This is a genomic window from Caballeronia sp. INML2 (assembly GCF_023631365.1).
Taxonomy (GTDB): Bacteria; Pseudomonadota; Gammaproteobacteria; order Burkholderiales; family Burkholderiaceae; genus Caballeronia; species Caballeronia turbans.
The window spans coordinates 146,305-163,769 of sequence record NZ_JALQDH010000074.1 but is presented as its reverse complement, the minus strand read 5'-3'; the positions used below and the strand labels follow the sequence as shown (position 1 = coordinate 163,769).

Here is a 17,465-nt window from a genome sequence, read left to right as displayed (position 1 = left end):
CCCGCGCCCGAAGGTCCTGCGCGCCCCGCACAGACCCTTTTCGCCGCCTTTCCTTCGCGCCATCGCGCTCGACACGCTTCGCCGCATCTTCGTCTCTCCCACGCTTTGCCGCGTCATCGCCGCGTTTCGTGCAGCGCGTGCTGCACATTTCCAGGAGATTGCCCGATGCCACAACGTCATACCCCCCAATCGAAAACTACACACGCCGATACGCCGAACAAGGCACTGGCGCCATTGCCGGCCAAGGCGGACGACTCGGCCGCAACGTTCACCTTTACTGTCAACGGCGCGAGCCATACGCTTTCCCTCGATCCGCGCACGACCTTATTAGATGCACTGCGGGAGCATCTTCACCTCACCGGCACGAAAAAGGGCTGCGATCACGGCCAATGCGGCGCATGCACCGTTCACGTGAACGGCCGCCGCGTGAATTCGTGCCTGTGTTTCGCCGCCGCCTGCGAAGGCGACACCATCACGACGATCGAAGGCATTGGCGAAGTCGACGCGCTGCATCCGCTGCAGGCCGCGTTCGTCGAATGCGATGGTTATCAGTGCGGCTACTGCACGGCAGGCCAGCTGATGTCGGCGGTGGCGCTGCTCGACGAACCCATCGGCCCGAGGGACGACGACGTGCGCGAAGCGATGAGCGGCAACCTGTGCCGCTGCGGCGCGTATCAGAACATCGTCGGCGCGATCCAGTCGGTGCGGGCGAACAAGTCGTCGTCGGAATAAGGAGAGCGACATGGACATGTTCCAACTCTCCCGCGCACGCGACATGCGCGATGCGATCAATGCGGGCGCACTCGCGCATACCGCGCAGCAAGGCGCGGAAGTGCGCTTTCTCGCGGGCGGCACGACGCTGCTCGACCTGATGAAGCTCAACGTCGAGCGGCCGATGCGCGTCATCGATATCAGCCGCCTGCCGCTCGACGAGATCGAGGCAACGAACGACGGCGGCGTGCGTATCGGCGCGACCTCGCGCAACTCGGATCTCGCGCATCATCCGCTGATTCGCGATCGTTATGCGGTGCTGTCGCAAGCGGTGCTCTCCGGCGCGTCCGTGCAGTTGCGCAACATGGCGACCACGGGCGGCAATATCCTGCAACGCACGCGGTGCGTGTACTTTCGCGACACGACGTCGCCGTGCAACAAGCGCGAGCCGGGCAGCGGCTGTTCCGCGATTCAGGGCTTCAATCGCATGATGGCGATTCTCGGCACGAGCGAGTCGTGCATCGCGAGCAATCCGTCGGACATGTGCGTGGCGCTGCAGGCGCTCGAAGCGACGATTCACGTGGAAGGCACGGCCGGCAAGCGCGCGATTCCCATCGATGAATTCTTTCTCGTTCCCGGCACCACGCCCGATCGCGAGAACGTGCTCGATGCCGGCGATCTGATCACGCACGTCACGTTGCCCCCGCCGGTCGAAGGTACGCGCTCGGCCTATCTCAAGCTGCGCGATCGCGCGTCGTATGAGTTCGCGCTGGCGTCGGCAGGTGTCGTGATCGGCGTGAAGGATGGGCGCATCGCGCATGCGCGCGTGGCACTCGGCGGCGTCGGCACGAAGCCGTGGCGCTCGCGCGAGGCGGAGAAGGAGTTGCAGGACGCCGCGCCCGACGAAGCCACGTTCAGGCGCGCCGCCGATGCCGCGCTCGCCGGTGCGAAGCCGCAAAGCGAGAACGGCTTCAAGGTCGAGCTATCGAAGCGATGCATCGTGCATACGCTCAAGATGGTCACGCAAACGTCCTGAACCCGACCGAGGAACCCGAATATGTCCACCGCGCCCGACATCACGCAGTCTTTTATTGGACGGCCCCAGTCGCGCATCGACGGACCGCTGAAGGTCTGCGGCCGCGCGACTTATACCTCCGACGTCGACCTGCCCGGCATGCTGCACGCCGTGCCGGTCGGCGCCACCATCGCGAGCGGCAGGATCACGTCGCTCGAATTCGCCGCCGCGCAAGCCATGCCCGGCGTGAAGCTGATTCTTCATCGCGGCAATATCGGCCGCTTCTATCGCATCTCCGGCAATTCGATCGATACCGGTTTCGTCGACGAGACCCGGCCGCCGTTCGAAGACGACATCATTCGCTATTACGGGCAGTACGTGGCGCTCGTCGTCGCGGACACGTTCGAAGCGGCGAGCGCCGCGGCTGCCGCGATCAAGGTCGGCTACGACAAGACCCCGCACGACGTGAGCACGACGCTCGACGCGAACGAGAAGCCCGACATCCAGAGCGAGCGCGGCGATCCCGACAAGGCATTCGACGACGCGCCCGTCAAGGTCGATGAAACCTACGTGACGCCCGTCGAAACGCATAACCCGATCGAGTTGCATGCGACCGTCGCGCACTGGGACGGCGAGCGCTACACGTTCTATGAAACGAGTCAGGCCGTCGCCAACCATCAGGGCACGCTCATGCAGATGCTCGGCCTGCCGAAAGAAAAAGTGCGCGTGATCTCGCGCTATCTCGGCTCGGGCTTCGGCGGCAAGTTGTGGATGTGGCCGCATTCGCTGCTCGCCGCGGCGGCGACGCGGCAACTGGAGCGTCCCGTCAAGCTCGTGCTTTCGCGCAAGATGATGTTTCAGAACGTCGGGCACCGGCCGACGACGCAGCAACGCGTGCGGCTCGCGGCGACGCAGGACGGCAAGCTCGTCTCGCTGCGGCACGACTTCCTGAACCACGCGGCCATCGCCGACGATTACCTGGAAGACTGCGGCGAAGCGACGCCGTCGATGTACAGCACGCCGAATTTGCGCGTGACGGGCGGCACCGTGAAACGCAATGTCGGCTCGCCCACGTCGATGCGCGGGCCAGGCGCGGTGCCCGGCCTGTACGCACTCGAATCGGCGATGGACGAGCTGGCCGTCGCCTTGAAGATCGACCCTGTCGAACTGCGCTTGCGCAATGAACCGAGCGTCGACGAAAGCAGCGGCCTGCCGTTTTCGTCGCGGCATTTCGTCGAGTGCCTGAAGACGGGCGCGGAGAAGTTCGGCTGGTCGAAGCGCACGCCGGAAGTCGGCTCGATGACGCGCGACGGTCTCACGCTCGGCTGGGGCGTCGGCGCGTGCAATTGGCCGGGTCTGCGCTTTTCGGCGGAGGCGACCGTCGATCTGCGTTCGGACGGCACCGCGCGCGTCGCGTGCGGGACGCAGGATATCGGCACGGGCACGTACACGATCCTCGCGCAGCTCGTCGCGGAACATACGGGCATTCCGCTCGACAGGATCGAAGTCGGCCTCGGCGATACGTCGCTGCCGCTCGGTCCGGTATCGGGCGGATCGGCGGCGACCGCATCGGTGATCCCGGCGGTATCGGATGCCGTTCGTGCGGCGATCAAGACGCTCCTCGCGCGCGCCGTGAAGGCGGAAGAAATGCCGTTCGCGGGCGCGAAAGCCGAAGAGCTGGCGATGAGCGGCGGCTACGTGCATCGCAAGAACGAGCGGCCCGAAAGCGGCGTGCCGTACGCGCGCATTCTCGAAGCGGCGAAGCTGCATGCGGCATCGGGCAGCGGCAGTGCGAAAGGCGGCTTCGACGATCCGCTGAAGAAGAAGTGGTCGATCCACTCGTACGGCGCGCACTTCGCCGAAGTGACGTGGGAGCCGGCGACCGCGCGGCTGCGGGTGAGCCGCGTCGTGACGGTCATCGACGGGGGCAAGATCCTGAATCCGCGTGCGGCACGCAATCAGATCGAAGGCGCGGTCGTGATGGGTGTCGGCATGGCGCTCTTCGAGCACACCGTCTACGACGAACGAAGCGGCGCGCCGGTCAACAGCAGCCTTGCGGATTACGTCGTCGCGACCAACGCCGATACGCCGAAGATGGACGTCACCTTCCTCGATCATCCGGACACGGTCTTCAACGAGCTGGGCGCGCGCGGTATCGCGGAGATCGGGCTCGCGGGGATCGCGGCGGCGATCACCGGTGCGGTGTATCACGCAACGGGCGTGCGGGTGAGAAAGCTGCCGGTGATGATTGAAGATTTGCTGAAGGCGTAGCTGTAGATCTCGTTGAGCCCGGTGTTTCGTGTCTTTCATCGGCACGAATGCCGGGCTCGGACAGCCGTCCATTCCTGGCTGAGAACGATCTGGCACCCGGACTGAAGCTGCATTCACTGAAGGTCTTCACCCCGTGCGACCGAACCGAAGATACGTGCATTCGATCGCCCTAAAAGCTCATCGCGCGAAGATCCCCCCGCGCGCTACCTGATCGCACGCGCGATGCAAACATTGCAGGTGCCGTTCCGGCATGAGCCGAGACGCATCGGCTTTGCCCGAGTACGTCGACCACGTCCTCACGGCGATCGAGCGTATCCCGAGGTGCCGTTTCAGTTGCTTGCGCCTCCGATGCCCCGCGCGTGCCACGCACCCCTGCAGGCACGCGACTTGCAAATCCCCCGCGCTTCGATCCTCCCTCAAGACGCGCTACCATAGAGCCCAGCCCATCCCCAAACCCTGTGCAGCAGCAAACTCAGCCGGAGTGCCCATGACCGACATGATCAAACAACACGGCCTGCAGGTCGACGCGAGTCTCGCGAAATTCGTCGATGAAGAAGCCATCCCCGGCACGGGCGTCGACAGCGCGTCCTTCTGGAAGGGATTCGATGCCATCGTTCACGATCTCGCGCCGAAGAACCGCGCGCTGCTCGCCGAGCGCGACCGCCTCCAGACCGAGCTCGACAACTGGCATCGCAGCAATCCCGGCCCGGTTCGCGATCTGCGCGCCTATCGCAAGTTTCTCGAAGAGATCGGCTATATCGTGCCCGCGCCCGCGCATGTGCAGGCGAGCACCGCCAACGTCGATCGCGAGATCGCGGAGCAGGCCGGCCCGCAACTGGTCGTGCCGCTCTCCAACCTGCGCTATGCGCTCAATGCCGCCAATGCGCGCTGGGGCAGCCTCTACGATGCGCTCTACGGCACCGATGCAATCGACGAAAGCGACGGCGCCGAGCGCACCGCGCAGTTCAATCCGAAGCGCGGGGCGAAGGTGATCGCCTATGCGCGCGCATTCCTCGACGACAACGCGCCTCTCGACCACGGCTCGCATGCCGATGCGACGAAGTACAGCGTCGAGCAAGGCAAGCTCGTCGTCACGCTGAAGGACGGCGTCAAGACCGGCCTTGCCAACGCCGAACAGTTCGCGGGCTATCAGGGCGACGCGAAAGAACCGTCCGCCATTCTGCTCAAGCACAACGACCTGCACTTCGAGATCCAGATCGACGCGAGCCACTCCATCGGCAAGACGGATGCCGCGCATGTGAAGGACGTGCTGATCGAAGCGGCGGTGAGCACGATCATCGACTGCGAAGATTCGGTCGCGGCCGTCGATGCCGCCGACAAGACGCAGCTCTATCGCAACTGGCTCGGGTTGATGCAGGGCCATCTCGCCGAGCAGGTGACGAAGAACGGCAAGACCTTCACGCGCAGCATGAACCCGGATCGCGAATACACCGCGCCGAATGGCTCGACCATCAAGCTGCACGGACGTTCGCTGCTGTTCATCCGCAACGTCGGCCATCTGATGACGAACCCCGCCGTGCTCGACCGCGACGGCAACGAGATTCCCGAAGGCATCCTCGACGCCGTGATGACCACGCTCGGCGCGATGCACGATCTGAAGAACCAGATGAACTCGCGCACGGGTTCCATCTATATCGTGAAGCCGAAGATGCACGGCCCCGCTGAAGTCGCGTTCGCGGACGAGCTCTTTTCGCGCGTCGAAGATCTGCTCGGCCTGCCGCGCCACACGATCAAGATGGGCATCATGGACGAGGAGCGTCGCACGAGCGTCAACCTCAAGGCATGTATCGCTGCGGCGGGCGCGCGCGTCGCGTTCATCAACACGGGTTTCCTGGACCGCACCGGCGACGAGATGCATTCGTCGATGGAAGCCGGCCCGATGATGCGCAAGGGCGACATGAAGTCGTCGAAATGGATCAGCTCGTACGAGCGCAACAACGTGCTCGTCGGCCTGAACACCGGCTTGCGCGGGCGCGCGCAGATCGGCAAAGGCATGTGGGCGATGCCCGATCTGATGCACGCGATGCTCGAGCAGAAGATCGCGCATCCGAAGGCCGGCGCGAACACCGCATGGGTGCCCTCGCCCACGGCAGCCACGCTGCATGCGCTGCACTATCACATGGTCGATGTGCAGCAGGTTCAGCAGGAACTCGAAAGCGTCGACTACGACAGCCAGAAGAACGAGTTGCTCGATGGCCTGCTGACGATTCCCGTCGTCGACAAGCCCACGTGGTCGGAAGATGACATCAGGAACGAGATCGAGAACAACGCGCAGGGCATCCTCGGTTATGTCGTGCGCTGGGTCGATTCGGGTGTCGGTTGCTCGAAGGTGCCGGACATTCACGATGTCGGCCTGATGGAAGACCGTGCGACTTTGCGCATTTCCAGCCAGCACATCGCGAACTGGCTGCGGCACGGCATCGTCACGGAAGAGCAGGTTCGCCAGACGCTCGAGCGCATGGCCGCGGTCGTCGACAAGCAGAACGAAGCCGACCCGTACTATCGCCCGATGGCGCCTTCGTTCGACAGCTCGTTCGCCTTCAAGGCCGCGTGCGCGCTGGTGTTCGAAGGACGCACGCAGCCGAGCGGTTATACGGAACCGCTGCTGCACAAGTTCCGTCTCGCCGTGAAGGCATCGACGTAACGCGATAGATCGCGCACATGCGGCATCGCGCCGTATGTGCGCATCGACGACTTACTGCTCCGACCAGAGCTTGCCCGCGGTCGCCCAGTTCTCGCGCTTCACGTCCGTCAGAATGATGTCCACCGAGCCCGGCTCGCAGCCGAGCGTCTCGCACGTCGTGCGCGTGATCGCCTCGACGAACTTGCGCTTCTCTTCCGCCGTGCGGCCTTCGAACAATTGAATGTTGAATGTCGGCATGCCGTTGATCTCCTGTTTGAGTTGAACCGGTAATCAGTCGCGATACGACGCATCGATGCGGTCGAGCTTGCGCAATAGCGCAGGCCATTCGAGCGCGCCTTCGATGGCGTCGTCGTCGTGCAATTGCGCCGCCGTGCGCGTGACGACGTCCGGCGTCGGCACGATCACCTTGCTCACGCCCGCGAGCGCGCGAAGTTGAATGTCGCATGCCTTGACGAGCATATCCATCAGCACATAAGCCTCGGCGATGGTGCGCCCGAGCGTGAGGGGCCCGTGATTGCGCAGCAGCATCGCCCGATGCACGCCGAGGCTCGCGACGAGGCGTTCGCCTTCCGCCGGCGAAAACGCGAGGCCTTCGTAGTCGTGATACGCGAGATGGCCGTGAAAGCGCATCGCGTGTTGCGAGGCGGGCAGCAGGCCATGCGGCTGCGCCGAGACGGCGATCGCCTCGCGCACGTGCAGATGCATCACGCACGCGGCGTCTTGCCTCGCGGCGTGCACGGCGCCGTGCAGCGCGAAGCCCGTTGCGTTCACCGGATGCGCACTCGCGCCGATCACGTTGCCGTCGATATCGATCTTCACGAGATTCGACGCCGTGACTTCATCGAATGAAAGCCCGAACGGATTGATCAGAAAGCGCCCCGGCTCGCCCGGCACGCTCGCGGAAATATGCGTGTAGACGACATCGTCCCAGCCGTTGAGCGCGACGAGGCGATACGCGGCCGCGAGCTCGACGCGTGTCGCGGCTTCGGCCGCCGAACGAGGCCCGCTTTCCGCGATCCTGCGCTCAGGCGTGTGGGTGAACGACATGCGAATCTCCTTGTTCCGATGTTCCCGACAGGCGCCGCTGCAAGGCGATCGCGGCCCACGACGCCAGCACGAACGGCGCGGTCAATGCAGCAATGCCGATGCAATCTATCAAGCGTTCGATCAGCACCGCCGCGACGATCGCGATGATCGCATAGCGCTTGCCGAGCGGCGCGGCGGCGAGCGCCGCAAGCGCCGCGTTGAAGCCGCACGCGCCCGAGAGCACGACCGCATCGCTCGCGCCGCCGAGCCCGTGCAGTGCCGCGCCGAGCGCGCTGCCCGCGAGCGCCCAGCCCGCCCGCGACGGCCGCGACGCGAACAATCCCGCTGCGGTCAATGCGCCCGCGAGCGCGCCGGTCGCGAACGTGATCGGCGCAAGACCTGCGAACGCGGCCTGAAGCATCGGGATGACACCGGCGGCGACTTGCGGGATCGCGCCCGTATCGCCGCAATCAGCGAACAGCGGCAGCCAGCACCAGGTGACGATGATGGCGGGGCTCGAAAAGGCCGGCAACCGGTATTGGGAGAGTATGCGCGTGAGCTTGCCGGCGAGGACGGTCGCGAACATCGCCGCGACGATCGCGACGGCGGCGGCTTGCGATGCATCGCCGATGAACGCGAACGCGGCGAGCGCCGCGAGCGCGCCATTGAAGCCGTAGAGATCGGCGCGGAACGCGGGCGCCTCCTCATCTTCGATGATCACGCTGATGACGTTGCCCGTCAGCGTGCCGATCAGAAGGCCGCACGCGAGGCGCGGGCTCGCGCAGAGGACCGCGAGAAACAGCAGCGCGCCGGTCGCGGCATTGCGCTGGAGCACGATTTGCCCAATCGCGCGGGCGAAGCTGCGAAGTTGATCGCCGAAGGCGGCGTTCGAATGGAGAGCGGAGGTCATGCTGGGCGACGACGGCACGGGAAGCCGCCAGCATAAAGCAGCCCGCGCGCGCCGTGCGGCGGCGGGCCGAATAACCTGTATGCGAGTTGAAGCAGAGCGCGCGACGAACGTCGCGCCGGCAGGCGTTGAGGCTTAGTTGAAGGCCATCGGCACCAGCGGCGTCTGATCGCCCACACCGGGATTGGCCAACGACAGCTCTGTGCTTATTTTCACGATTTGCGTGACGTTTTCGCGGAAATTGGGGTGCTTTTCCCAAGTGATGTAGCTCGCGTCCATGACGGCGGACAGCGTGAGCAACGCAAAGGCGATTTTTTCCAGTACTTCGTAACGGCGGCGCATGATCGGGTCCTCAAACTTTGCGACATTTTAACAAACTTAAGGGTTTTCCCCTACTAGCATGTTGCAATGCCGCAAATGCGCCGCCGTTATTGCGTTAGCGCTCCGGCCCTCTTTCGCCGGACGCGTTGAGGCAGAGTCACATCGATGCTTCGAGCATCGCCTCGTAATCTTCACTCGACGCTTCGCGCGGATTCGTCTTATGACTGTGGTCCTTCAGCGCGCCCGCGATGATGCGCGGGAACAGTTCGCGCGTCACGCCAAGTTCCGAGAGGCCGCGCGGCAAGCCGAGCGTCGCGGTCATCCGGCGCACCGCCTCGCCGACTTCATCGCCGGACGTCAGGCCCATCGCCTGGGCGATGCGGTCGAGCTTGCCTTCGTCCTGCATCGTCGGCGCGCTGCTGTTGAACGCGATCACCGCCGGCAGAAAGATTGCGTTGAGCGTGCCGTGATGCAGCTTCGGATTGATGCCGCCGAGCGAGTGGCTCAGGCTGTGCACGCAACCGAGGCCTTTCTGGAATGCGAGCGCGCCCTGCATCGATGCGCTCATCATGTTCCAGCGCGCGGTGCGGTCGGAGCCGTCGCGGGTCGCTCGCTCGATGTGGCGCCACGCGCGCCACAGCCCGTCGAGCGCGATGCCGTCGGCGGGTGCATTGAACACGGGCGCCATGAAGGTTTCGAGGCAATGCGCGATCGCGTCCATGCCCGTCGCGGCGGTGAGCGCCGGCGGGAGGCCCATCGTCAGCCCGGGATCGCAGATCGCAACCTTCGGCACGACATGCGGCGAGATCACGCCGACCTTGCGGCCATCGTCGAGGATCAGGATCGCGCCGCGGCCCACTTCGCTGCCGGTGCCCGCGGTCGTCGGGATGGCGATGACAGGCGCGGTCTTCGCCGTGATGCGCGCGAGGCCGCCTTCGATGACCGCGAAGCTTTGCAACGGGCCATCGTGCGTCGCGCACACGGCCACGCCCTTCGCGAGATCGATCGACGAGCCGCCGCCTGCCGCGATCACGCCATCGCACTGATTCGCCTTGAACAATGCAACCGCTTCGCGCACGGCGGCCTCGTTCGGATTGGGCGGCGTTGCATCGAAGACCGGCACGGGCGATGACGCACCGAGCGCATCGATCACCGTATCGAGCAGGCCCGCTGCGCGAATCCCGGCGTCGGTGACGATCAGCGGACGGCGGATGCCGATGCGCTCGCACTCGGTGGGAAGCAGGCGCACCGCGCCGAAATCGAACTGAATCTGCGTGATGTAGTTGATGAGGGACATGGGTTTCTGGCTGAAGGTTATCGTCGTTGCCGTGGGGCCTTTTTTGGTGACCTCCGGCGGAGTCAGTATAGGTGCCTGTAACAGAGCGTGCATCGGGGCGCCGGATCGACGGCTTTTTCTCGCATCGTGTTCCAGCCGCGGTCAGCGCTTCTCCACCTCCAGCGTCTTCGCATACCCGGTCAGTTCGAGATATCCCCGTCCATTCGAGCCGTCACCGGCCAGCGTGACCGCACCCTCCCAATACAACGCCCCCGTCGAGTCGCGCGAGTCGAGCTCCTGATCGTCGATCAGCGGAGTCAACCGCCACCGCATCCCACCAACGCGCACATTCATCGCCACCGGATAGACCGTATCCGTACGCGGCGAGCGCCACCGCCGCTCCGGCGTGAACTCCACATCGCCCGGGCCGAATTGCCGCGTTCGACCGTCGCGGTCGCGCATCGCGGCATGCGCCCACACCGCGTGCCCATCACGCGCGCGGACCTTGAAGGCCATCAGCGCCGAGCCATCGTCGAGATTCGCGCCCAGCCAGTCCCAGCCGGCCGCATCGGACGACAAGAGCGTGCTCGACCATTCGTGATCGAGCCACGCGCGCCCCGTCACGGCGACGCTCGCATTCGCCTTCCCCGATGCCGAGGGCCGCGTGACACTGCCCGTTACCGTCAGTTGCGGCTCGCTGTAGTAGTAGCTCGCCTGTTCCGGCGACGGGCCCTTGCGCGAATAACCTTGCTCGCCCTGGATCATCGGCGGCTGCGTCGGGGTGAACGTGAGATGGAGCGCGAAACCGGCGGCATCGGCAACGACCTTATAGCGGCCGTCCGCTTCGCGCGTCATGCGCCACGCGTCGAGCTTGACGTCCGTGTTGCCGTCTTTCGCATACGCCAGGCCGAAGCCCTGCCGCGCGACGTTCTGATCGTGCACGAGCCGTCCGTACGCGGGATCCGACAGCGCCGCGTGCGCGATGATCAGTTGCGAGGGATCGAACGCGCTCGCGCCCTGCTTCTGTCCCGTATTCGAGCGAAAAAACGTGATCTGAAAACCGAGCGGCCGATGATCGGGCGTCTCGAGCCAGCCCGTCGCGTACCACCATTCCGTGCGATACGGCGGATGCGCGCCGCTATCCTTCGGCCATTCGATCGCGTGTCCCGGCGTGACGGGCGCGAACGTCGGTTCATCGGCGAATGCGGCCAACGGCAAGAACAGCCACGCGAGCAGCAGAATGCGCATCACCAGTCCTCCCGCACGGCGCGCACCGCATCCACCGACACGGCGCGGCGGCCCGACAGCACCGCAGTCGCGCACGACGACGCCAGCATCACGCACGCGATGATCGCGATCATCGTCCATGGAACATGCAGCGACATGCTCCAGTGAAACGACTGCGGATTCACGACGAACACGAGAATCAGACTGATCGCGAAACCGAGCACGCAGCCCATCGCGATGCCGAGCAGCGTGAGCCACCCCGCTTCCGATGCCAGCAACGCGAGAATCTGCGCGCGCGTCACGCCGACGTGCCGCAGCATGCCGAATTCGCGCGAGCGGGCGAGCGTCTGCATCGAAAACGTCGCGCCGACGCCGAAAAGGCCGATGACGATCGCCACCGCCTCCAGCAGGTACGTCACGGCGAAACTGCGATCGAAGATGGTCAGCGTGCGCGCGCGAATCTCGCCGGGCTGCGAGAACTCGAGCGCATCGCCGAAGGGAAGTTTCCTGATCGCGCCGATGACCTGCGCCGCGCTCGAACCCGCGCGCAGCGTGATCGCGACATCGGTCGCGGTCGTGTCGCCGGTGAGCCTGCGGTAATCGGCGATACGCATTTGCAGCGCGCCCGTCTGGCGCACGTAGTCGCGCCAGATTCCCGCGACGACGAAGCGCTCGTTCGCCTCGCTGACAGGCAGCGTCACGCGCTCGCCCACGCGATAGCCGTACAGATCGGCCATCGCTTCCGAGGCCCAGACCGGCGTTTCATCGGCGCGCCATGAGGAAGGCGGCAACACCGCGCCGGTCATCTGCAATGTCGCGCCGGGATCGGCGGCGTCGAGCTCGCGGGCGATCAATGCGACAGGCGGTTTCGCGGCATCGAGCGTCAGTTTCGACGCCCGCGTGAATGCCGCATGCGCGACGCCGTTCGCCGCGGCGAGCTGCATCTGCTGATCGGGCCGCAATCCGCCTGTATCGCCGCTCGATGCCATGCGCACATAGAGATCCGCCGACAGCAGATGCACGAGCCAGTCTTCCACCGATACGCGAAAGCTCGTCACCATGATCGCCATCGCGACGATCAGCGTGAAGCTCGACAGCACGCCGCCCATCGCGATGGACGCCTGCCCGGGCGCGTTGGCAAGACGCGCGAGCGCGAGCGTCGCGACGGCGCCGCGCGGCTTCATCGCGCGACGAAACACGATCGCCGTGAGTCGAGGCATCAACGCGATGCCGCCGACGAGCAGCAGCGCGACCGCGAGATATCCGGCAACGGGCGCATCGAAGACAGGCGGCGCCTGCGTCAGCGCGGCGCCGGCTGCCAGGCACGCGAGCGCGGGCCACGGCCTGCCGAGCGGCGCGAGCGCGGCTTCCTCGCTGCCCGCCTTCAGCGCCGGCGCGGGACGCGCGCGCGCCGCTTCGAGCGCCGGAACGAGCGTGCCCGCGAGCGCGACGCCGATGCCGAGCGCCAGAAAGATCGCGCTGGCCACGGGCTCGAAGACGACGCGCGGTTCGACGCCCGGAAAATATCCGCCGCCGAGATCGCTGCCGAAAAAGCGCAGCGCGAGCGCCGCGACCGTGAAGCCGAGCGCGATGCCGAGCACGCCGCCCACGACGCCGAGCAGCGCGCCTTCGAGCATGATCTGCCGCACGAGCGACGCGCGCGTCATGCCGAGCACGCGCAGCATCGCGAACTGCGCGCGGCGGCGCACGACGCCCGCCGCCTGCGTGGAGAAGACGAGAAACGCCCCGGTGAAGAGCGCGACGAGCGCAAGCACGTTCATGTTGATGCGATACGCGCGCGAGAGGCGGTCGGTCCGGCTTTCGATATCCTGCGTTTCCGTCACGACGAGGCGCGCGCCGAGTTCGCGTTGCAGCGTCTGCCGGAACGCGTCGCGATCGACGCCGCGCGCGAGTTGCAGATCGACGCGCGACAGCCTGCCGACGAGCGCGAAATGCGTCTGCACCGCGGCGATATCCATCACCGCGATGCGCTGCCCGGGACGCGTACGCGCGATGCCGCCCGCCACACGCAGCTTCACCGGCGAGGTCCCGCTCTGCAACTCGACGTATCCGTCATCGTGCGCGCCGAGCCACGTCTTTGCGGCCGAAGAAAGAAAGATGGCGTCGCCGGCGAGCACATCGAGCGATGCTTGCGGACGCGGCACGCCGGTCAGATCCGGCGCGACGCGTTTCGCGCGGAACACGTCGATGCCGAGCACCTTGAGCGGCGCGTTCCTGCCGGGCACGGCGGCATCGACTTCGAGCACGGGACTCGCGACCGCGACGCCCGAATACGTCGCGAGTTGCGGATAGATGTTCTCGTCGATGAAAAGCTGCGCGCCGCGCACCTGCAAGTCCGCTTGTCCCGACAGGCTTCGCGCGGCGGCGGAAAACTCGTTGAACGCCGCGCCGTTGATGAGCTGCACGGCATAGCCCAGTCCGACGCCCAGCGCGATTGTCAGCATGGCGACGAGCGCTCGTCCCCGGTGACTGCGGCATTGCGCGCCGAGCAGCCAGCGCGTGAGTGTGTCGAATCCGCGGCGCGGGACCGCCCTATCGCTCATCGCGCGAGCGTCGCGGCGTGCAACGCGCCATCGCTCAGAATCACGATGCGATCTGCAAAGGCGGCCGCCGCTTCCGAATGCGTGACCATCACGGTCGCGGCACGCGTCGCCCGCGTTTCGGCGCGCAGCAATTCGAGCACTTCGTGCGCGGTTTGCGGATCGAGATTGCCCGTGGGTTCGTCGGCAAGCAGCAATCGCGGCCGATGCACCAGCGCGCGCGCAATCGCCACACGTTGCAGTTCGCCGCCGGAAAGCTGGCGCGGCATGTCGTCGCCGCGTCCGTCGAGGCCGACCGCGGCGAGCATTGCGTACGCCGGCGCGGGCGGCATGCCGTTCAGCAAGAGCGGCACCGCCACGTTCTGATAGAGCGTCAGATGCGGCAGCACATGAAACGCCTGGAACACGAAGCCGAGCTTTTGCCGGCGCAGGCGCGTGGCGGCATCGTCGGAAAGCGTGGAAATCGATGTGCCGTCGATCAGCACGTCGCCGCTGTCGGCCGTATCGAGACCCGCGATCAGATTGAGCAGCGTGGATTTGCCGACGCCCGAATCGCCCATGATCGCGACGAACTCGCCCGCGCCGAGCGCGAAGTCGAGCGCGTCGAGCACGATGCGGCCGCCAGCGTACTTCTTCGTGAGGCGGCGGCATTCGAGGGCGGGAGAAACGTCGGAGTCGGTGGGTCGCATTGCGGATTGGCGGGGGCGATGTCGCGGTTCGGGAGTCCGCAAGCATTGTGCCCAACGCTCGCACTTTCAGCCCAAATGCGTTGCGCGCCCTGTCGGGTTATCCCTGATTCCGTTCGCATTGACTAAACCTCGTCGCGAAATCAAACTGTGATCACAGATCATAGATCAGCAAGGAAACACACTTGGCGCCCCGCTCTCTGACACAACCCCTGCCGCAGCTCGAAGTCATCGCGACGGAGACGATGGCGACCAAGGTCTATCAGCAACTGCGCGAAGCGATCATGAGCGGCAGCTTCGCCGCCGGTCAGCCGCTAAGCCTGCGCGGCGTCGCGGAAGCAGTCGGCCTCTCGACGATGCCCGTGCGCGCCGCGCTCACGCGTCTGCGCGCGGAAGGCGCGCTAGTGGATGGCCCGTCGCGCGGCCTGATGGTCCCGCCGATGACGCTCGAGCTGCTCGAAGAATTGCGCGACGTGCGTGTCGCGCTGGAAGGCTGCGTCGCCGAACGCGCGGCCGCCCGCATGACGAACGACGACGTCGCCGCCGTTCAGCGCATCTTCGACGAAATGGATGCACACGTCGAAGCCGGCGACGCACGCGCCTATCTGCGCTGCAACTTCGCGTTCCATACGCGCATTTATCGGCACGGTGCAAGCGACATGACGCTCGCGACGATCCAGAACATGTGGATGCGCATCGGTCCGTTCCTGAACATGGTGGCGCCCGACGTGGCGCACATGCGCGTGTCGATGCAGGCGCACCGGCAGATCATCGATGCGCTGTGGAAACACGACGGCGCCGCCGCGCGCGAAGGTATCGCAAAGGACATCCGCGACGCCGCGCGCGATCTCGAAGCGCATCTTCGTTCGCAGGAGACGCGCGTGCGGCGTCACGCGCAAAGCTGAACGAAGAAGGCGCAAGACGCGCCTGTTCACACGATTTTTAGTATGACTGATCGCCCCGAGCGAGGACGGCGCACGTCCCGCAAAACATAACCACAAAGGAGTCACCCGATGGATTTCATGAAACTGCTCACCCCGCGCGCAGGCCTGCGTGTGCTGATCACGGGCGGCGCGTCCGGCATCGGTCTCGCGATTGCCAAGGCGTTCGTGTCGACGGGCGCGCGCGTGCATGTCTGCGATGTCGATCCGAAAGCCATCGACGCGGTCTCGACCGTTTCGCCGTCGATCACCGGCACGCGTGCGGACGTCGCGAACAAGGACGACGTGAAGCGCGTTTTCGAAGACGTGCGGCGCGAACTCGGCGGCCTCGACGTGCTGATCAACAACGCGGGCATCGCGGGCCCGACGGGCGGCATCGACGCGATCGATTCCGACGACTGGGAAAAGACCATCGACGTGAATCTGAATAGCCACTACTACTTCTCGCGCGAGGCCGTGCCGATGCTGCGCGAGGCGATCGATGGCGGCGTGATCGTGTTCATGTCGTCGGTCGCGGGTCGTCTCGGCTATGGCTTTCGCACGCCCTATTCCGCGACGAAGTGGGCCGTGGTCGGTCTCGCGAAAAGTCTCGCCATCGAGCTCGGTCCCGACAACATTCGCGTGAATGCGGTGCAGCCGGGCATCGTCAAGGGCCCGCGCATGGAAGGCGTGATCGCCGCGCGCGCGAAACAGCTCGGCATCGGTTACGAGGAGATGGAGAAGCAGTATCTCGCGAAGATTTCCTTGCGCCGCATGGTCACGCAGGAGGAAATCGCCGCGAGCGTGCTCTATCTCAGCTCGCCCGCGGGCAGCGCGATTTCGGGTCAGGCGCTCTCCGTCTGCGGCAACGTCGAAACACTCTGAAGAACATCGAGGATCACATGGCAACGAAACGCAAGGTCATCATTACGTGCGCACCGACGGGTGCGATCCATACGCCTTCGATGTCGCCGTACCTGCCGGTCACGCCCGACGAGATCGCCGAAGCCGCGCTCGCCGCGGCGAAGGAAGGCGCGGCGATTCTGCATCTGCATGCGCGCGATCCCGAAGACGGTCACCCGACGCAAGACCCCGCCGTGTTCCAGCGCTTCCTGCCGCGCATCAAGTCGCAGACCGATGCAGTCATCAACCTGACGACGGGCGGCAGTCCGCACATGACGGTCGCGGAACGCCTGAAGCCCGCGCATCACTTCCAGCCGGAAGTGGCATCGCTGAACATGGGCTCGATGAACTTCGGCCTCTATCCGATGCTCGACCGGTTCAAGGAACTCAGGCACGACTGGGAACGCCAGCATCTCGAGAAGAGCCGCGATCTCGTGTTCAAGAACACGTTCGCCGATATCGAATACATCCTGACGTCGTGCTCGGCCAATGGCACCCGCTTCGAGTTCGAGTGCTACGACATCTCGCATTTGTACAACCTCGCGCACTTCGTCGATCGCGGGCTCGTCAAGGGACCGTTCTTCGTGCAGAGCGTATTCGGCTTGCTGGGCGGCATCGGCGGACATCCCGAGGATCTCGCGCACATGAAGCGCACCGCCGATCGTCTTTTCGGCAACGACTATGTCTGGTCGATTCTCGGCGCGGGGCGCAATCAGATTCCGCTCGGCTCGATCGGCGTCGCTCAGGGGTCGAACGTGCGCGTGGGTCTCGAAGATTCGCTGTGGATCGGGCCGGGTCAGCTCGCCGAGTCGAGCGCGGCGCAGGTACGCAAGATCCGTCAAGTGATCGAAGGCTTGTCGCTCGACGTCGCGACGCCCGCCGAAGCGCGTCAGATGCTCTCGCTCAAGGGCGGCGACAACGTGAACTTCTGATTTTCGAGCGCACGCGCCGCGCGATCGGCGCGTGCTCACGCCAT

15 protein-coding genes are annotated in these 17,465 nt (G+C 65.4%); 7 read left to right on the top strand and 8 right to left on the bottom strand.

What is annotated here, in order from left to right:
- Nucleotides 1-165: 165 nt before the first annotated feature.
- The 4 genes from NCT32_RS25590 to NCT32_RS25575 all read left to right on the top strand — a co-directional run bounded on the left by NCT32_RS25590 (nucleotide 166) and on the right by NCT32_RS25575 (nucleotide 6,662).
- Nucleotides 166-732 (top strand): (2Fe-2S)-binding protein, encoded by a 567-nt coding sequence (locus tag NCT32_RS25590; RefSeq protein ID WP_096031945.1) that lies wholly within the window; start codon nucleotides 166-168, stop codon nucleotides 730-732.
- Between the two features lie 10 nt (nucleotides 733-742).
- Nucleotides 743-1,747, top strand: coding sequence for a xanthine dehydrogenase family protein subunit M (locus tag NCT32_RS25585; RefSeq protein WP_061116312.1), 1,005 nt, complete (start codon nucleotides 743-745; stop codon nucleotides 1,745-1,747).
- Between the two features lie 21 nt (nucleotides 1,748-1,768).
- Nucleotides 1,769-3,997: a xanthine dehydrogenase family protein molybdopterin-binding subunit gene (locus tag NCT32_RS25580; RefSeq protein WP_061116311.1), complete on the top strand. Its 2,229-nt coding sequence runs from the start codon at nucleotides 1,769-1,771 to the stop codon at nucleotides 3,995-3,997.
- A 487-nt stretch (nucleotides 3,998-4,484) separates the two neighbouring features.
- On the top strand, nucleotides 4,485-6,662 hold the full coding sequence (locus NCT32_RS25575; RefSeq protein WP_061116310.1) for a malate synthase G: 2,178 nt from the start codon (nucleotides 4,485-4,487) through the stop codon (nucleotides 6,660-6,662).
- A gap of 51 nt (nucleotides 6,663-6,713) precedes the next feature.
- Here the strand turns inward: NCT32_RS25575 and NCT32_RS25570 are convergent, their stop codons facing one another.
- The 8 genes from NCT32_RS25570 to NCT32_RS25535 form a co-directional block, all read right to left on the bottom strand.
- Nucleotides 6,714-6,899, bottom strand: a complete 186-nt coding sequence (locus NCT32_RS25570) for a 4-oxalocrotonate tautomerase (RefSeq protein WP_016347879.1) — start codon at nucleotides 6,897-6,899, stop codon at nucleotides 6,714-6,716.
- A 33-nt stretch (nucleotides 6,900-6,932) separates the two neighbouring features.
- Nucleotides 6,933-7,709, bottom strand: a complete 777-nt coding sequence (locus NCT32_RS25565; protein WP_061116309.1) for a class II aldolase/adducin family protein — start codon at nucleotides 7,707-7,709, stop codon at nucleotides 6,933-6,935.
- Nucleotides 7,687-8,598: an urea transporter gene (locus NCT32_RS25560; RefSeq protein WP_061116308.1), complete on the bottom strand. Its 912-nt coding sequence runs from the start codon at nucleotides 8,596-8,598 to the stop codon at nucleotides 7,687-7,689. Before NCT32_RS25560 ends, NCT32_RS25565 begins: the two co-directional genes overlap by 23 nt.
- Nucleotides 8,599-8,730: 132 nt before the next feature.
- Nucleotides 8,731-8,937, bottom strand: coding sequence for a hypothetical protein (locus tag NCT32_RS25555; RefSeq protein WP_061116307.1), 207 nt, complete (start codon nucleotides 8,935-8,937; stop codon nucleotides 8,731-8,733).
- A 136-nt stretch (nucleotides 8,938-9,073) separates the two neighbouring features.
- The gene (locus tag NCT32_RS25550; RefSeq protein WP_061116306.1) at nucleotides 9,074-10,213 is read right to left on the bottom strand and encodes an iron-containing alcohol dehydrogenase; all 1,140 of its coding nucleotides are present in this window, start codon (nucleotides 10,211-10,213) and stop codon (nucleotides 9,074-9,076) included.
- Between the two features lie 141 nt (nucleotides 10,214-10,354).
- Nucleotides 10,355-11,440 (bottom strand): lipocalin-like domain-containing protein, encoded by a 1,086-nt coding sequence (locus NCT32_RS25545; protein WP_061116519.1) that lies wholly within the window; start codon nucleotides 11,438-11,440, stop codon nucleotides 10,355-10,357.
- Nucleotides 11,440-13,983: an FtsX-like permease family protein gene (locus tag NCT32_RS25540; RefSeq protein ID WP_061116305.1), complete on the bottom strand. Its 2,544-nt coding sequence runs from the start codon at nucleotides 13,981-13,983 to the stop codon at nucleotides 11,440-11,442. The genes NCT32_RS25545 and NCT32_RS25540 overlap by 1 nt, the downstream gene beginning before the upstream one ends.
- A complete protein-coding gene (locus tag NCT32_RS25535; protein ID WP_061116304.1) occupies nucleotides 13,980-14,669 on the bottom strand; it encodes an ABC transporter ATP-binding protein in 690 nt (229 codons plus the stop codon). The genes NCT32_RS25540 and NCT32_RS25535 overlap by 4 nt, the downstream gene beginning before the upstream one ends.
- 182 nt (nucleotides 14,670-14,851) lie before the next feature.
- On the opposite strand from NCT32_RS25535, the gene NCT32_RS25530 reads away from it, so the two are divergent.
- The 3 genes from NCT32_RS25530 (at nucleotide 14,852) to NCT32_RS25520 (ending at nucleotide 17,421) form a co-directional block, all read left to right on the top strand.
- Nucleotides 14,852-15,571 (top strand): GntR family transcriptional regulator, encoded by a 720-nt coding sequence (locus NCT32_RS25530; RefSeq protein WP_061116303.1) that lies wholly within the window; start codon nucleotides 14,852-14,854, stop codon nucleotides 15,569-15,571.
- Between the two features lie 108 nt (nucleotides 15,572-15,679).
- Nucleotides 15,680-16,471 carry an SDR family oxidoreductase gene (locus NCT32_RS25525; RefSeq protein ID WP_061116302.1) on the top strand — a complete coding sequence of 264 codons (792 nt, stop codon included), beginning with the start codon at nucleotides 15,680-15,682 and terminating at the stop codon, nucleotides 16,469-16,471.
- Between the two features lie 17 nt (nucleotides 16,472-16,488).
- Nucleotides 16,489-17,421, top strand: coding sequence for a 3-keto-5-aminohexanoate cleavage protein (locus NCT32_RS25520; protein WP_061116301.1), 933 nt, complete (start codon nucleotides 16,489-16,491; stop codon nucleotides 17,419-17,421).
- Nucleotides 17,422-17,465: the final 44 nt, after the last annotated feature.

Coding starts and splice junctions, on each gene's coding strand:
- NCT32_RS25560 (WP_061116308.1), bottom strand. CDS start 8,598: ATGACCTCCGCTCTCCATTCGAACGCCGCCTTCGGCGATCAACTTCGC.
- NCT32_RS25525 (WP_061116302.1), top strand. CDS start 15,680: ATGGATTTCATGAAACTGCTCACCCCGCGCGCAGGCCTGCGTGTGCTG.
- NCT32_RS25590 (WP_096031945.1), top strand. CDS start 166: ATGCCACAACGTCATACCCCCCAATCGAAAACTACACACGCCGATACG.
- NCT32_RS25545 (WP_061116519.1), bottom strand. CDS start 11,440: ATGCGCATTCTGCTGCTCGCGTGGCTGTTCTTGCCGTTGGCCGCATTC.
- NCT32_RS25535 (WP_061116304.1), bottom strand. CDS start 14,669: ATGCGACCCACCGACTCCGACGTTTCTCCCGCCCTCGAATGCCGCCGC.
- NCT32_RS25550 (WP_061116306.1), bottom strand. CDS start 10,213: ATGTCCCTCATCAACTACATCACGCAGATTCAGTTCGATTTCGGCGCG.
- NCT32_RS25570 (WP_016347879.1), bottom strand. CDS start 6,899: ATGCCGACATTCAACATTCAATTGTTCGAAGGCCGCACGGCGGAAGAG.
- NCT32_RS25520 (WP_061116301.1), top strand. CDS start 16,489: ATGGCAACGAAACGCAAGGTCATCATTACGTGCGCACCGACGGGTGCG.
- NCT32_RS25575 (WP_061116310.1), top strand. CDS start 4,485: ATGACCGACATGATCAAACAACACGGCCTGCAGGTCGACGCGAGTCTC.
- NCT32_RS25585 (WP_061116312.1), top strand. CDS start 743: ATGGACATGTTCCAACTCTCCCGCGCACGCGACATGCGCGATGCGATC.
- NCT32_RS25565 (WP_061116309.1), bottom strand. CDS start 7,709: ATGTCGTTCACCCACACGCCTGAGCGCAGGATCGCGGAAAGCGGGCCT.
- NCT32_RS25580 (WP_061116311.1), top strand. CDS start 1,769: ATGTCCACCGCGCCCGACATCACGCAGTCTTTTATTGGACGGCCCCAG.
- NCT32_RS25555 (WP_061116307.1), bottom strand. CDS start 8,937: ATGCGCCGCCGTTACGAAGTACTGGAAAAAATCGCCTTTGCGTTGCTC.
- NCT32_RS25540 (WP_061116305.1), bottom strand. CDS start 13,983: ATGAGCGATAGGGCGGTCCCGCGCCGCGGATTCGACACACTCACGCGC.